The organism is Allobosea sp. NPDC055594 (assembly GCF_053618995.1).
The window spans coordinates 211,795-227,119 of sequence record NZ_JBSHIO010000008.1; the positions used below are offsets into that span (position 1 = coordinate 211,795).

Genomic DNA, 15,325 nt, shown 5'->3' on the forward strand with positions numbered 1-15,325 from the left:
CAAGGCACATCTCCCTATAGCATCGGGCCGCAAAGTGGAATCCACTTCGCGGACGAATCCGACGCTACCACAAAGAGATAGGTGCTTGCCTCACGCCGGGGCACAGCCCTTGTGACCGCAAGCGAATCGCCGCACCGCAGCAAAGGGGGGGCTATTCCGCCGCCTCGCGGCTTTCGGCCGATGCCAGCAGCGCGTCGGCCAGTCGCACGATCTCCTGTCGCAAGGCGGCCTCACCCACCTTGTCCGCGCTGGCGCCCTCGCGCCGCAAGCTCGCAAGCTCGCGCTTCAGACCGGCCCGGTCCGCCCGCGCCTGGTCGCGCGCGCCCCGGAGAGTGAGCACCTCTCCATGCAGCGCCTCGATCGTCTCGTCACGCTCGCGCATCCTCTCGTGCTGCTGGGCGATTTCCTGCGCCAGCCCGTTCTTCAGCTCGACATTGGCTACGGCGACCGCCGCGAGCTCGCCTTCGAGCCTGGCGATCCGCTCGAGCGCCTCGGCGAGTTCAGCTGTTCCTTGCTTCACCGCGACCTCCTGTCTGGCGATCTCGGCACCCAGCTTGACCGCGTTCGTATCGGCCACCGCCTGCGCGGCTTCGGCCTCGACGGCACGGCCGGTGACGGCATCGGCGCGCAACCGCTCGCTATCGCGGTCGAGCTTCATCGCAGCCAAGGCTGCCCGTGTTTCCGCCAGCGTCTTCTCGCTCGCCATGAGCTTCACGGCAAGCTCGTCGCGCCGGGTTTCCAGGGTCAGCCGCTGCGTGCCGGCTTCGACCAGCGCGACATGCAGCGAATCGCGCTCGTCCCGCAGCGCCGCCAGCGCCGCGTCGCGCTCCGCGAGCACGGTTTCGAGCCGCCCATGCGTCGTCCTGATCTCGTCGAGTTCATGGCTTCGCGCCGCCAGATCGGCGCTGGTGCCGCCGAGCGCGGTCCGGGTCTCGGCGAGCTGCTGTTCCAGCGACGCCAAGTCGCTGACGCGCATGGCGAGCGTCGCCTGCGTGGTCTGATGGCCGGCGCTCTCACGGGCGAGGTCCTCGCGTGTCACAGCGAGGTCCCGGAGGGTCTGCGCCAGTTCCGCCTCGAGCGCGGCGACCCGGTCGCGCCGTTCAGCGAGCTCCGCCTCGAGCCGGGCGATCGCCATATCGCGCCGACCGATCTCACTCATCGCCCCCGCTCTGGCGGAAAAGCCGCTCTCGGCTCGCTGCTCGAGCGCCCGCTCGCGCATGGCGAGCTCGGCCCGCAGATGATCGCGATCCGCGGCGATCTCCGCCAGCGACAGTGGAAAGGCCGCTTCGGCCCGCCGGCGCGCCAGCCGATCCGCCCTTCGGGCCAGAGCCGGCAGTGCCGCCAGCGCAAGCAGGCTGGCAACCAGGAAGCCGAGCGCGACGAGCATGACGGCTTCGATCAAGGCTGGCAGCTCCATGATAGACTATGCGCGCAACGTCAGCTTGCCATGGCCGAAAGCACAATTCCAGTAACGGCAGCTCGATCGCTCAGAACGGATTCCAGGTCGCTTCCGGCGTGAACTTCAGATAGCCGAGATTGACGCCGAGCCTCCAGCCGACACCGGTCCGGATCGGGACGAGCGTCACGCCTTCGGCCGCCATAGCGGTGAAGCCGAAGCCGCCGACGAAATAGACCGAACCGTCGACCCCGACGAAGCGCTGGTAGAGCGCGTCGACCCGCGGCAGGTTATAGACGAGCATCATCGTGCGAGCGCCCTCGCCGCCGAAATCGAAGCCGACCGAGGGGCCCTGCCAGAAGACCTTGCGGTCGCCGGCATTGCGGGTGAACAGCGTGCCTTCGCCATAGCGCAGCCCCCCGACGAAGGCGCCTGAAGCCTCCTGGCCGAGAACATAGCCGTTCGGCTCTCCCCAGCGTCGCACCGCTTCCTCGATGGTCAGCGCAAGCCCCCGCGAGACATTGCCGAAGAACTGATGTCCGGAGCTGACGAGCTCGTTCTGGGAGAAGGACCGATCGCTCTGCTGCGCGGCGGCGGGGGCGCTGACGGAGGCGGCCGCGAGCAGGAGCGCGGCTGCCAACAAGGTGCGGCGGGTCTGGGTCATCACATCGTCTCCAGGCCGGCATCGGCGCGAGGCTGGCGGCCTTCGCTCCGGGCGGCGGCGGCGCAAGAACGCGCCAATGCGCGTCGTTTGACGCGATTACGGTAACCGCTTGGATACCCTGCATGTGTATCCAAGCGGTGAAGAACCGCCCGCTTGTCGGCGCGACGACGCTTTTCCGAGGATTTTCCGGCAATGAAGGCCGCAGCAAGGCAGTCGCGTCGGCTGTTCGCCCTCATCGGCGCCGTGACCATCGTCGCCATCGCTCCCTCCGGAGCGCAGGAAACGCGCGCCGCTCTGCCGGCGGGATTGCCCGACCTGCCGGGCCTCGGCGAAACCATGATGCGCGACACCCGATCGCCGATCGCGCTCGCCGGCTTCGACCCCGTCACCTATCATCTTGAAAGCGGCCCCCAGCCGGGCCTCCCGGAGCATGAACTGACATATGGCGGCGCGGTCTGGCGCTTCGCCAGCGCCGCCAACCGCGACGCCTTCCTCGATTCGCCGGCGCTCTACGAGCCGCGCTTCGCCGGCTTCGACGCCAGCGCTGTTGCCGAAGGCTTCGTCGCCGATGCCGACCCACGCCGCTATGCGCTGATCGGCTCCGAACTCTTCTTCTTCACGACCGAGGAAAACCGCCGCCGTTTCCTCGCCGAGGCCGGATTGCGGGATAAGGCGAGGCGCAACTGGCCAATGGTGTCGCGTCAGATCGCCCGCTGAGCCTCAACCCGTCGCGCAGGCCCGCGCAATGGCGCGCGCCGCGAGATCGGCGCTGCCGGCAGCCACGAAGGGCAAATTGCGGAAGGCCCGCCCGCTGCAGCCATATTCGGTCGCCGCGCCCGTCAGGGTCAGCACCACGCCGCCGGCTGCATCGAGGATCGCCTCCCCTGCCGCCACGTCCCATTCCATCGTCGCGCCGCAGCGGACATGCAGATCGGCCTCGCCGGAGGCGATCAGGCCGAATTTCACGGCTGACGACACCGGCGCATCCGCGCCATCGCCGATCGCGGCGGCGATGGCCGTGCTCACCGCATCGCCATGAAAGCGGCTGACCAGCATGCGCGGCCCCGCCGCCGGTTCGGGCCTGACCCGTATCGCCGACGGCGCGCCGGATGGCTCGGCATCCGGCCCCAGCGCCTGGTCGAAGGCGCGCTCTCCACCATACCAGAGCCGGCCGATGCCCGGAGCGGCGATCGCGCCCGCGATCGGCCGACCGTCGCGGATGATCGCGATGCAGACGCAATAACTGTCGCCGCCGGCCAGGAATTCGCGCGTCCCGTCCAGCGGATCGAGCAGGATGAAGACCGGCGCGACCACGGCCTCGTCGACGCTTTCCTCGCTGATCACCGGGAAGCCGGGGAGAAGCTGCGCCAGGGCCGTTTTCGCCGCCTCGTCCGCCGCGATGTCGGCGGAGCAGACCGGCGAGCCGTCGGGCTTGAGCTTGACGTCGCGGGCCGAGCGCTTGGCGAGCAGCACGGCGGCGCTTCGGCGCGCCGCTTCGCCGAGGAGGCCGGCAAGCCGGTCCCGGTCATCGAGCAGCGGATCGTCGGGAGCAATCGTCATGATTTCCAGCCATAGCCGCGGCAATATCGGCCACGCCGCGCATCAATGACCACCTAGTCCATTGCAGGAAAAAGGGAAAGCCGACTTGCCTTCTGGCCGCCATCCCAGGCGGACATGCTGGCCGAAGTTATTCGCGCCCGGCCCTTATGCTTAACTTCCCGCAAACCAGACTCGCGCATTCTGCGACACCTATGCCGGCGCCGGTGGCGCTGCCCCCTTATGACCCAGGACCAGATCATGACCGCCATCACGCTCGAGCCGCTCGATCTGGCCGCGCTTCTGTGCAGCCGCGTCTGCCATGACGTGATCAGCCCGGTGGGCGCCATCGTCAACGCGCTCGAGGTTCTCGAGGAAGACGATCCCTCGATGAAGGAGTTCGCGCTCGACCTGATCAAGAAGAGCGCCCGCAACGCCTCGGCCCGTCTGCAGTTCGCCCGTCTCGCCTTCGGCGCCGCCGGCTCGGCCGGTGCCATGATCGACCTCGGCGATGCCGGCAACGTCGCCAATGGCTTCCTGAATGACGAGAAGCTCTCACTGGATTGGGAGGCGCCGCGCGCCCTGCTTCCGAAGAACCAGGTCAAGCTCGTTCTCAATCTGCTGGTGCTCGCGACGCAGGCGATCCCGCGTGGCGGCAAGATCACCTGCCGCACCACGGCTACCGGCGAGCAGGGCAGTTTCAGGATCACGGCGACCGGATCGCATGCCCGCATCCCCGCCCATGTCGAGGAGCTCATCGCCGGCCACGCCGAAGGCGGCGCCATCGATGCCCACGCCGTCCAGCCGGTCTATACCGGGATGGTCGCGCGCGCGGCCGGAATGGCGATCGCCTTCAGCATCGAGGGTGACACCGTCAGCATCTCCGCCGACCCTGCCTGAGCCTGAGAACCGGAAAACAGGGCAGGATCGGTCCCAGCCCAGCTTTCCGGGCGATCTCAACCGATCTTAAACCCTTCGGCAGCACTATCCGGGACCGTATCGGTGGCGTGAGTGAACGGTCCTCGCATGGACGAGTTGCTGCAAGAGTTCCTGAGCGAGACCGGCGAGCATCTCGACACGGTGGATCGAGAGCTCGTGCGCTTCGAGCAGGAGCCGAACAACACCGACATCCTGCGCAACATCTTCCGGCTGGTTCACACCGTCAAAGGCACCTGCGGCTTCATCGGCCTGCCGCGCCTGGAGGCGCTGACCCATGCCGCGGAATCGGTGATGGGCCAGTTCCGCGACGGCGCCTCGGTCTCGTCGAGCGCCGTGACCGCCATCCTCGAGACGATCGACCAGATCAAGGAGATCATGGCCGAACTGACCGAGAAAGGGCAGGAGCCACCCGGCAATGACGACCAGCTGATCGGCGAACTGCGCGCCCTCGCGGCCAGGGCCAAGCAGGAACTGGCGTCCCGTGAAGAGCCAGCCGCGCTCGACCCGGTCGCCGCCTACCTCGCCAGATCGGCCGGGGAGAACCGCTCGCCCGGCGAAGCCAAGGCCGACGATCTCGATCTCGTCTTCCGCGCGGCGCCGAGCCCGCTCGACCAGCCCCGTCCGCAGAGCGCGGAGGAGACCGCTGCCCGCCCTGTCGGTCCGGCCACGCTGCGCGTCAATGTCGACACGCTCGAACATCTGATGACCATGGTCTCGGAGCTGGTGCTGACACGCAATCAGCTCCTCGAGATCTCGCGCCAGCAGGAGGATTCCGGGATCAAGGCGCCGCTGCAACGGCTCTCGCTGATCACCGCCGAGCTCCAGGACGGCGTGATGAAGACGCGGATGCAGCCGATCGGCAACGCCTGGTCGAAGCTGCCGCGCATCGTGCGCGACCTTTCCACCGATCTCGACAAGAAGATCGAGCTGGTGATGGAGGGCGAGGATACCGAACTCGATCGCCAGATCCTCGAGCTGATCAAGGATCCGCTCACCCATATGGTGCGCAACTGCGCCGACCATGCGATCGAACCGCCGGCGGAACGCCTGGCCTCGGGCAAGCCCGAAACCGGCACGATCCGGGTTTCGGCCTATCACGAGGGCGGCTCGGTCACGATCGCGATCAGCGATGACGGGCGCGGCATGGACGTCGCCCGCATCCGAGCCAAGGCGATCGAGCAGCGTCTCGCCAGCGAAGCCGAGATCGAGAAGATGAGCGAGGCGCAGATTCTGCGCTTCGTCTTCCATCCGGGCTTCTCGACCAGCGAAGAGGTGAGCGCCATCTCCGGTCGCGGCGTCGGCATGGACGTCGTCAAGGTCAATGTCGATGCGATCGGTGGCGTCGTCGACATCGTCAGCGTCGCCGGATCCGGGACGGCGATCACGATCAAGATCCCGCTGACGCTGGCGATCGTCTCGGCGCTGATCGTCGCCTGCGGCAACCAGCGCTTCGCCATTCCCCAGGTCGTCGTGCGCGAGCTGGTCCGGGTCAAGGCCGGCAGCGAGCACCGGATCGAACGGATCAATGACTCGCCGGTCCTGCGCCTGCGCGACCGGCTGCTGCCGATCATCGCCCTCGCCGGGATGATGGGGCGCGACAGCAAGCTGCTCGAGGACGGCTTCATCGTGGTGACGCAGGTCGGCGAGCGCCAGTTCGGCATTCTCGTCGATTCGGTGTTTCATACTGAGGAAATCGTCGTCAAACCGATGTCTACGAAGCTGCGGCACATTCCGCTCTTCTCCGGGAACACCATTCTCGGCGACGGGGCGGTGGTGCTGATCATCGACCCCAACGGCGTCGCACGCCTCGTCGGGGCCTTTGCCGCCGGCCATGAAGATCCCGTGCCGGCCATGACAGGCGAAGTCGTTTCAGCAAGCGAGCGCACCACCATGCTCGTCTTCAGAGCCGGGACGGGCCAACTCAAGGCGGTGCCGCTCGCCCTGGTGACGCGGCTCGAGGAGGTCGACGCTGCGCTTTTCGAGAACGGCGGCGGACGCTTCCTGCTGAATTATCGCGGCCGGCTGATGCCGATCGTGCCAGTCGAGGGGGTCACGCTGCGCCAGTCCGGGCTGCAGCCTCTGGTCATTTTCTCGGATGGCGACTTCGCCATGGCGCTCGCCGTCGAAGCCATCGTCGACATCGTCGAGGAGGCACTCGACATCGAAATGGTCGCCATGGCGGAGCGAGGCGTCGTCGGCTCGGCGATCATCCGCGGACGGGCCACCGAAATCGTCGACCTCGCCCATTATCTGCCGCTGGCTAATGCGAGCTGGATGCACAGCCGCCGGGACGAAGGGGCTGCCGGGCCTCATGTGCTCCTGGTGGAACCCTCCGATTTCCTGCGCGAAATGCTCGTGCCCGTACTCAAGGCCTCCGGAATGCGCGTCAGCCAGAGCGCCGACATCGCGCTGGCGGCGGGCCTTGCCGCCGGCAAGGCCGATCTCGCCGCGATCGTCCTCGATCTCGACCGCGATCCCGAAGCCGCCCTGGCGCTGGCAAGCCAGCTGCGGGCCGAACCGAGACATGCCGGCCTGCGGATCATCGGGCTGTCGACGCTGCCCACACCGGAGCTGCATCTGGCCGCAGCGCAGGTTCGCATCAACGAAGTCGTCACCAAATTCGACCGCCGTGCCCTGATCGCGGAACTGGCGGAGTGCCGGGCGGGACAGAGGCGAGCGGCATGACCACAGAGCGCTTTATGGGCGATCACGGCGGTCCCGGCTTCGAGGACTCGCTCGACTACGTCACCGTCTTCATCGGCGAGCAATTGCTGGGCCTGCCGATCGGCCGCGTCCAGGACGTCTTCATCGCCACGCGCATCACCCCGGTGCCGCTGGCGCCGCGTGAGATCGTCGGTCTGTTGAACCTGCGCGGCCGTATCGTCACGGCGATCAGCATGCGCGAGCGCATGGGCCAGCCTGCCGCACCGGAACCGCAGGAGGCCGGCGCTTGCGAGCTCGTGGCCGTCGGCATCGACCAGGGCGGCGAGGCCTTCGCGCTGATTGTCGACAAAGTGGGCGAAGTCATGCGCCTCGAACGCGCGACCTACGAACCCGTGCCCGTGCATCTCGACCGCGGCTGGGCCGGCCTCGCCAAAGGCGTGCACCGGCTCGATGATCGCCTGCTGGTCGTTCTCGACGTCGACGCTATCCTCAACATCGAACTGCCGATCGCCGCCTGAAGGCCGGTCCCGTCTGGAGAGACATGATGAAATACTGCCTCGTGGTCGATGACTCAGCCGTCATCCGGAAGGTCGCCCGCCGGATCCTCGAAGGCCTGCAGTTCCGTATCGCCGAGGCGGAAGACGGAGCGCGCGCGATCGATTCCTGCCGCGGCGAGATGCCCGACGCGGTCCTGCTCGACTGGAACATGCCGATCATGGACGGCTATGACTTTCTGAGGAATCTGCGTCAGATGCCGGGCGGCAAGCGCCCCAAGGTCGTGTTCTGTACCACCGAGAACGACATCGCCCACATTGCCCGCGCCATGCATGCCGGCGCCGACGAGTACATCATGAAGCCCTTCGACAAGGACATAGTCGCCTCGAAATTCCACCAGGTCGGCCTGCTCTGAGCTGACTCAGCCGCACCTTTCCTGACTGCCTTTTCAACCCTTCCGGGACCCCTTCGCCGCCGATGCCTCCCCCGAATGCGACGCTGATGACCGCCCCGCGGCCCAGCACCGTGGTGATCGCCGACGACTCGGTCGTCGTGCGCGGGCTGTTCGCGCGCTGGCTCGGTGAGAGCGGCAGGTTTCATGTCGTCGCCGTCGCCGGCGATGGCGAGACGGCGATCGAGCATACCGCCCGCCATCATCCGGACATCGTGGTGCTCGACATCGACATGCCGGGCCTGGATGGCATCGCCGCCCTGACCCGTCTGGTCCGACAGAGCCCCGGGACCGCCGTACTGGTGACGACGGCGCTGACCGAACGCAATGCGCAGCTCGCGCTGCAATGCATGACGCTGGGCGCCGTGGACGTCCTGCCCAAGCCCGATAGCCGCAGCGGCCTCACTCTCTCCCTCGATTTCCGGGCCGAGTTCCTCAGCAAGCTCGCCAGCATCGACCCGGCGCGAAGCAAGAGCGCTCCCGCCGATGTCGAGCCCGCCCTGGCGCCCGCGCTCGTTCCGGGCAGCGTGGTCGATCTCAGGCCGCTCATCACGATACCACCGCGCTATCTCGTCATCGGCGCCTCCACCGGTGGCCCGCGCGCCGTCGCCCGCGTGCTGTCCGATCTCGGCGATGCCGTCCACAATCTGACAACGCTGATCGTGCAGCACATGCCTCCGCTGTTCACCGCCTCCTTCGCCGACCAGATCGCCGCGCAGATCGGCGTGCCGGCGCGCGAACCCTATGACGGCGAGCGCCTCGCGCGCGGCACCGTCTATGTCGCACCGGGCGGACGCCATCTCGGCATCGATCGCAGGCTCGGTCATATCGTCGCCAGCATCAGCGACGGCCCGCCCGTACGCTTCTGCCGCCCGGCCGTCGACGTGCTCTTCAATGAGGCAGCCCGCCATCTCGGTTCGGCAGCGCTCGGCCTGGTGATGACCGGCATGGGCAGCGACGGCACCGAGGGAGCCGCTTCGCTGCGGCGCGCCGGGGCAGCCGTCATCGCCCAGGACGAGGCTTCGAGCACCATCTGGGGCATGCCGGGCTCCGTGGTCCGCGCTCGCCACGCCAGTGCCGTCATTCCCCTTGCCGGAATCGGGCCGGCCATTCGCGCCCTGGTCGGCGGAGGCCACGGCGCATGACGGAACAGGATTTCGATTTCCTGCGCATCCTGTTGCAGATTCGCTCCGGCCTGCATCTCAGCCATGAGAAGCGCTATCTGGTCGAAAGCCGCCTCGGCATGCTCTGCCGGCGGCGCGGCATCGAGGGCATCGGCGCGCTGGTCGCGATGCTGCGGCGCGAGCCAGGCCGGGAGCTCGAAACCGCGGTCGTCGAGGCGATGACCACCAACGAGACCCTGTTCTTCCGCGACCGCACGCCATTCGACCTGTTCCGCGACGTGATCCTGCCCGAGAAGCTCGCCAGCAATGCCAGAACCCGGCATCTGCGCATCTGGTGCGCTGCGGTCTCGAGCGGCCAAGAGGCCTATTCACTGGCGATGCTGCTCGACGACGCGGCGCCCCGGCTCGCGGGCTGGAAGATCGACATCCTCGGCACCGACATCTCGACGGAAGTGCTCGAGAAGGCGAGGCAGGGTCTCTACAGCCAGTTCGAGGTGCAGCGCGGCCTGCCGATCCAGCTCCTGATCAAGCATTTCCGCCAGGAGGGCGACAAATGGCGCGTCAATGAGCGCATCCGCGCCATGGTCGAGCTGAAACCGCACAACCTGTTGGAATCGAGCAGCCATCTCGGCCAGTTCGACGTGATCTTCTGCCGCAACGTCCTGATCTATTTCGACGTTCCGACCAAGGCGCGGGTGATGGCGGCGCTGTCGCAGCGCCTCGCCCCGCACGGCGCCTTCGTTCTCGGCGCAGCCGAGACCGTGATCGGGATCACCACCACGCTTGTGCCCGATCCCGTCCATCGCGGTCTCTATCGCGACGCGGCGAGCCGCCAGGCGGCGACATCGACGCCGCCGGCGCAGCCTGCCTCGGAGACCGGACCGCGCCAGCTGCCGCCGGCCCTCGCCCCGCTCGGCTGAGCCCCTTCCCCCGATCGCCTGCTCGACATGAGGCCCAAACAAAAACCCCGCCTCGCGGCGGGGTCCCCGTTCACCTGTCGTGTACATCCGACGATCAGGTGACTTTCCTGTAGCGCGCCGGTGATGACACGCTGATGACGAAATCTCAGGCCGGGATGCGTTCCTCGGCGTCGGACGGTTCGCGCAGCACATAGCCGCGGCCCCAGACCGTCTCGATGTAGTTCTTGCCGTCGGAGGCGTTCGCCAGCTTCTTGCGCAGCTTGCAGATGAACACGTCGATGATCTTGAGCTCGGGCTCGTCCATGCCGCCATAGAGATGGTTGAGGAACATCTCCTTGGTCAGCGTGGTGCCCTTGCGGAGCGAGAGCAGCTCCAGCATCTGGTATTCCTTGCCGGTCAGGTGGACGCGCTGGGCATCGACCTCCACGGTCTTGGTGTCGAGATTGACGACGAGATCGCCGGTCGTGATCACCGACTGGGCATGGCCCTTCGAGCGACGCACGATGGCGTGGATGCGCGCGACCAGCTCGTCCTTGTGGAACGGCTTGGTCAGATAGTCGTCGGCGCCGAAGCCCAGGCCCTTCACCTTGTCCTCGATGCCGGCGAGGCCGGAGAGGATCAGGATCGGGGTCTTGACCTTGGCGACGCGCAAGGACCGCAGGACCTCGTAGCCAGACATGTCGGGCAGGTTGAGGTCGAGCAGAATGATATCGTAATCGTAGAGCTTGCCGAGATCGACGCCCTCTTCGCCCAGGTCCGTCGTATAGACGTTGAAGCTCTCTGACTTCAGCATCAGCTCGATGCTTTGGGCGGTTGCGCTATCGTCTTCGATCAGCAGAACCCGCATGTCACGTCCCCAATTTCGCCCCGAGGCCAGCGATCCGAATTGACTCCGTCCCGAACCCCCACGGCCCTGGACGGCGAAAGCTTGCCTGATGAAACGCCACGCGACACGCTACCGGGGAAATGGTTAACAAACCCTGATTCCCGGGCGCAAGCGCTTCTTCGGAGAAAGCTAACGATCCTTGCCCAGGTGAGTCGAATTTGACACGGATCGATCTTGCTTCAGCCGCGAAAGCGCCCTTCGCGGAAGCTCGCCCCGAGGAATTGCCCCAAATCGGCATTTCCCAGCGGCATAGCTTCGAAACGCAGTGTTAATCACAGAGGTAAATGAAAGGTTGACGGAAGCCATCATGAGCAGTGGACAGCGTGACCCGGAACGGCTTTCCCATCTTGCCGCGCTCGTCGGCGGCATCGAGGGAATGACCGTCTATGGCCGGGTCAGCGCCGTTAGAGGGCTGATGGTCGAGGTTTCCGGGCCGATCTCGGCGATGAGCCTGGGCGGGCGCGTCGGCATCGAGATCGCGGCCGGAACCCGGATTCCCTGCGAGGTCATCGGCTTCTCCGGCGACAAGGCCCTGGTCATGCCCTATGGCGGGCTCGACGGCGTCCGGCGCGGCTGCCCGGCCTATGTCGAGCGCACGGTTCCCGGCCTGCGGCCGACCACGGCCTGGCTCGGCCGCGTCGTCGACGCGCTCGGCCGCCCCGTCGATGGCGGGCCGCCCTTGCCGCTCGGCGAAACCACCATCCCCTTCCGCAACGATCCGCCGCCGGCCCATGCCAGGCGCCGTGTTGGCCCGCCGCTCGATCTCGGCGTGCGGGCGCTCAACACCTTCCTGACCTGCTGCCTCGGCCAGCGCATGGGCATCTTCGCCGGCTCCGGCGTCGGCAAATCCGTGCTGCTTTCGATGCTCGCCCGCTATGCCAGGGCCGATGTCAACATCATCGGCCTGGTCGGCGAGCGCGGCCGCGAGGTCCAGGAGTTCCTGCAGGACGATCTCGGACCGGACGGGCTCGCTCGCTCGGTCGTCGTCGTTGCGACCTCGGACGAGCCGGCATTGATGCGCAAGCAGGCGGCGCTGACGACGCTGGCGCTGGCCGAGTTCTTCCGCGACCAGGGCCTGCAGGTGATGTGCCTGATGGATTCGGTGACGCGCTTCGCCATGGCGATGCGCGAGATCGGCCTCGCCGCCGGCGAGCCGCCGACCACCAAGGGCTATACGCCAACCGTCTTCGCCGAATTGCCGCGGCTGCTGGAGCGCGCCGGGCCGGGGACGGGCGACGGCGCCATCACCGGCCTGTTCACCGTGCTGGTCGACGGCGGCGACCATGACGAGCCGGTCGCCGATGCCGTGCGTGGTATTCTCGACGGCCATATCGTGATGGAACGCGGCATCGCCGAACGCGGCCGCTACCCGGCGGTGAACGTGCTGAAATCGGTCTCGCGCACCATGCCCCGCTCCTGCGATCCGGCCTATTATCCGGTGGTGCAGAAGGCGCGCGCCACGCTCGCGACCTATGCCGACATGGAGGAGCTGATCCGCCTCGGCGCCTATCGCCAGGGCGCCTCCGCCGAGGTCGACGAGGCGATCCGCCTCAATCCAGAGCTCGAGGCCTTCCTGAAACAGGCCAAGGACGAGGCGACCGGACTGGGCGACGGCTATGCGAGGCTCGCCCGCATCATGGGGATGTGAGTCCCGGCTCAGTTGTCGGCGAAATGCGCGAGAAGCGCCCGCGCTGCCGGCTCGGTCCAGTCCGCCTCCCCGAGAAGATAGCCGCGCACCCCGCCGCGCGGATCGAGGACATAGGTGATCGGCAACCCCTCGGAGAGAGAGAACGGCGCCTCGCTGCCATCCTCGCGCGGCGCTGAAAGCCGCGTGCCGCCATGATCGAGGAAGACCGGGAGCTGCTTCACGCCGAGGCGGGCGAGATAGGCCCTGACATGCGCCGGCTCGCGTTCATCGGTGGCGATCGTCAGCAGCTCGACGCCGTCCCGCCGGAGCTGCGCCAGCTGACGCTCGAAGCGCGGCAGCTCGATCCGGCAGACCGGACACCAGGTCGCCCAGAGATAGACCAAAGTGACCTTCCCGCTCGTCGGCTTCGCCAGGGCCGGCTTGCCGTCGAGCCGCGCCAGCTTCAGCGGCGTCATGGCGACGACAGGGTCGAGCTCCCGGAACTGATAGCGCGAAGTGCGGAAGACCGGCGGGCGGCCGCCGGCCTGGGCCGACACAGCGAGCCCCCCCAGCAAGGTCTGCAGGGCCAGGCGGCGGGATAGTGACGGAAACGGCATAGGACGGGAGATTCTCGCATTGGGCGCGCATCGCCATGCGCAGTACGGCGCTCCGGGACGAACGGAAGCGGTGACGACCCGGCACTGTTCCTGCCCTAACATGGCGCCCCCAAGGCAGGGACCGCGACATTTGCGCCGGCTCGGCTCAGCCCCTGAGCCGACGGACCAGCAGCGCCATGGCCAGCAGCGCCGTGAACTGGATCGCCGCCGAGATGTAGAGCGCTCCGGCCGGGCCGATCCGCTCGATCATCAACGCAAACAGCAGCGGGGCCGCCGCGAATGTCAGGTTCTGCGGCACGGCCAGGCGCCCGAGCATGCTGCCGAAGCCGAGCCGGCCGAACAGCGCCAGCGGCAAGGTCGCGCGCGCGACCGCGATCACCCCCATCGCGGCGTTGAACAGCAGGATGAAGGCGATCGCGACCGGGGGCGAGCCCGGTGCGAGCGCCATGAGCAGGCATGACAGCGGCCCGAGCGCGAGGCCGGCGAGCGCGACACGCTCGACCGGCAGCCTGTGCCCCGCCACAGCATCGATCGCCCGGGCGGCCAAGGTCGCAGGGCCGCTGAGCGTGGCGATCGCCACCGCCGCCGCATTGCTGAGGCCGGCACTCTGCATCAGGCCGATGACGTGCAGCGGCAGCCCCCAGGAGACCAGGCCGCTGGCGGAGAAGCTCAGCGCCATCAACCAGAAGATCGCCCGCCGTTCCGACAGCGGCACCCGGCCTTCATCGCCCTCCGCCTGCGCGGCTTCGGGCGCCTCGCCCGCCGGCTTCATACGGTAGCGCGGAATGGCGAGATGGATCGGCAGGACGACGAGCAACTGGGTGGCGGCGAAGATCAGAAGACAGCTCCGCCAGCCATAGGCCGCCGAAAGCGCTGCCGTCAGCGGCCAGAACACGCTGGAGGCGAGCCCGGACACCAGCATCATCAGCCCGATCACCCGGCGCGTACGCTCGCCCATCAATTGCGCGACCGTGACATTGCCGGTGTTGGCGAGCTGCATCGCATGGCCGATGCCGATGACGAACCAGGTTGCCAGATAGCTCACCGGCCCCTGCACCTGCGAGAGCAGTGCGAGCCCGATCGCGGCTATCACCGCGCCGACGCACATCGCCTGTCGCGTGCCGCGCTGGTCGAGATGGCGCCCCAGCGCCGGCGAAAACGCGGCACCGGTGACCAGCAGGATGGTCACGCCGCTGAAGACCACGGCCGGGCCAAGGTCGAGATCCCGGTCGAGATAGGCGGCCAGGACCGAGGGCGAATAATAGATCGACCCCCAGCCGATGATCCGGGTGAGGGCGAGGCCGGCGAGAAGCGGCCCGTGCTGGGGGAGACGGAAAGAGCCAGGCAAGGCGAAAAGTCCGACAGCACGCTCGGTGCTTGTTCTTGATTCCGGCGACGGTAATCGAGTCGTCAGGGAAGCGGCAGGCTTTGCGGTGCAGATGCAACATGCGTCAAATGCGGTCTCTGCCGGTAAGGAACGGTCAACCTCCTTGCGCCATTGTCCTTTTCGTCTCGCGGAAGTCTTTCGGGCGCCGCGCCGAGGGGTCGGTGCGCCGCCATGCGTAATCAGGAGTTAGAGCCGACATGAAGTCGCGAGAGACCCTTTTGCGTCTCAAACGGTTCCAGGTGGACGAGAAGCGCCGCCGTGTGAGCCAGATCGAGATGATGATCGCCGAGTTTCACCGCATGGCGGGCGATCTGGACCGCGAGATCCAGAACGAGGAAACCCGCGCCGGCATCTCCGATCCCGCCCATTTCGCCTACCCGACCTATGCCAAGGCAGCGCTCGGCCGCCGGGACAATCTGCGCCAGTCCGCCGACAACCTGCAGGGCCAGCTCGAAGAAGCCAAGGGCGAGCTCCAGGAGGCCTTCGAGGAAATGAAGAAGGTCGAGATCCTCGAGGATCGCGAACGCGCCTCCGAGCGCGCCGCCGACGCCGCCCGCGATCAGGCGATGATGGATTCGATCGGCCTGCGCACGCCGCGCGCCGGCATCTGAGCGCTTCC

15 protein-coding genes are annotated in these 15,325 nt (G+C 67.3%); 9 read left to right on the plus strand and 6 right to left on the minus strand.

All coding sequences use genetic code 11. The annotated features are described in order from the left end of the window. Positions 1-151: 151 nt before the first annotated feature. Together ACWGRX_RS17930 and ACWGRX_RS17935 are read right to left on the minus strand one after the other, a co-directional pair. The gene (locus ACWGRX_RS17930; protein ID WP_452118642.1) at positions 152-1,402 is read right to left on the minus strand and encodes a coiled-coil domain-containing protein; all 1,251 of its coding nucleotides are present in this window, start codon (positions 1,400-1,402) and stop codon (positions 152-154) included. 85 nt (positions 1,403-1,487) lie between these two features. After that, positions 1,488-2,060 (minus strand): DUF1134 domain-containing protein, encoded by a 573-nt coding sequence (locus tag ACWGRX_RS17935; RefSeq protein ID WP_452118643.1) that lies wholly within the window; start codon positions 2,058-2,060, stop codon positions 1,488-1,490. 192 nt (positions 2,061-2,252) lie between these two features. On the opposite strand from ACWGRX_RS17935, the gene ACWGRX_RS17940 reads away from it, so the two are divergent. Then, the gene (locus tag ACWGRX_RS17940; protein WP_452118644.1) at positions 2,253-2,777 is read left to right on the plus strand and encodes a YHS domain-containing (seleno)protein; all 525 of its coding nucleotides are present in this window, start codon (positions 2,253-2,255) and stop codon (positions 2,775-2,777) included. Between the two features lie 3 nt (positions 2,778-2,780). On the opposite strand, the gene ACWGRX_RS17945 is transcribed toward ACWGRX_RS17940, so the two are convergent. Further along, positions 2,781-3,620 (minus strand): 3'(2'),5'-bisphosphate nucleotidase CysQ family protein, encoded by an 840-nt coding sequence (locus tag ACWGRX_RS17945; protein ID WP_291647225.1) that lies wholly within the window; start codon positions 3,618-3,620, stop codon positions 2,781-2,783. A 237-nt stretch (positions 3,621-3,857) separates the two neighbouring features. Between ACWGRX_RS17945 and chpT the strand changes: the two genes are divergently transcribed. The 6 genes from chpT (at position 3,858) to ACWGRX_RS17975 (ending at position 10,189) form a co-directional block, all read left to right on the plus strand. Further along, positions 3,858-4,496, plus strand: coding sequence for a histidine phosphotransferase ChpT (chpT, locus tag ACWGRX_RS17950; protein ID WP_452118645.1), 639 nt, complete (start codon positions 3,858-3,860; stop codon positions 4,494-4,496). A gap of 126 nt (positions 4,497-4,622) precedes the next feature. Next, entirely contained in the window at positions 4,623-7,220 is a 2,598-nt protein-coding gene (locus tag ACWGRX_RS17955; RefSeq protein ID WP_452118685.1) for a hybrid sensor histidine kinase/response regulator, read from the plus strand. Further along, positions 7,217-7,717 (plus strand): chemotaxis protein CheW, encoded by a 501-nt coding sequence (locus ACWGRX_RS17960; protein WP_452118646.1) that lies wholly within the window; start codon positions 7,217-7,219, stop codon positions 7,715-7,717. The genes ACWGRX_RS17955 and ACWGRX_RS17960 overlap by 4 nt, the downstream gene beginning before the upstream one ends. A 26-nt stretch (positions 7,718-7,743) precedes the next feature. Continuing rightward, complete coding sequence (locus ACWGRX_RS17965) at positions 7,744-8,109, plus strand: response regulator (RefSeq protein ID WP_291633244.1); 366 nt, start codon at positions 7,744-7,746, stop codon at positions 8,107-8,109. Positions 8,110-8,195: 86 nt separating this feature from the next. Continuing rightward, on the plus strand, positions 8,196-9,290 hold the full coding sequence (gene cheB / locus ACWGRX_RS17970) for a chemotaxis-specific protein-glutamate methyltransferase CheB (protein WP_452118647.1): 1,095 nt from the start codon (positions 8,196-8,198) through the stop codon (positions 9,288-9,290). After that, positions 9,287-10,189, plus strand: a complete 903-nt coding sequence (locus tag ACWGRX_RS17975; RefSeq protein WP_452118648.1) for a CheR family methyltransferase — start codon at positions 9,287-9,289, stop codon at positions 10,187-10,189. Before cheB ends, ACWGRX_RS17975 begins: the two co-directional genes overlap by 4 nt. Positions 10,190-10,334: 145 nt before the next feature. On the opposite strand, the gene ctrA is transcribed toward ACWGRX_RS17975, so the two are convergent. After that, positions 10,335-11,036 (minus strand): response regulator transcription factor CtrA, encoded by a 702-nt coding sequence (ctrA, locus tag ACWGRX_RS17980; RefSeq protein WP_291633241.1) that lies wholly within the window; start codon positions 11,034-11,036, stop codon positions 10,335-10,337. A gap of 346 nt (positions 11,037-11,382) precedes the next feature. Between ctrA and fliI the strand changes: the two genes are divergently transcribed. Beyond that, positions 11,383-12,723, plus strand: coding sequence for a flagellar protein export ATPase FliI (gene fliI, locus ACWGRX_RS17985; RefSeq protein ID WP_291633240.1), 1,341 nt, complete (start codon positions 11,383-11,385; stop codon positions 12,721-12,723). Between the two features lie 8 nt (positions 12,724-12,731). On the opposite strand, the gene ACWGRX_RS17990 is transcribed toward fliI, so the two are convergent. Next, positions 12,732-13,319 (minus strand): TlpA disulfide reductase family protein, encoded by a 588-nt coding sequence (locus ACWGRX_RS17990; protein WP_452118649.1) that lies wholly within the window; start codon positions 13,317-13,319, stop codon positions 12,732-12,734. A gap of 145 nt (positions 13,320-13,464) precedes the next feature. After that, positions 13,465-14,667: an MFS transporter gene (locus ACWGRX_RS17995; protein WP_452118650.1), complete on the minus strand. Its 1,203-nt coding sequence runs from the start codon at positions 14,665-14,667 to the stop codon at positions 13,465-13,467. Between the two features lie 236 nt (positions 14,668-14,903). Here ACWGRX_RS17995 and fliJ point away from each other — a divergent pair, with 236 nt between their 5' ends. Continuing rightward, positions 14,904-15,317, plus strand: coding sequence for a flagellar export protein FliJ (gene fliJ, locus ACWGRX_RS18000; protein ID WP_291633237.1), 414 nt, complete (start codon positions 14,904-14,906; stop codon positions 15,315-15,317). Positions 15,318-15,325 lie beyond the last annotated feature (8 nt).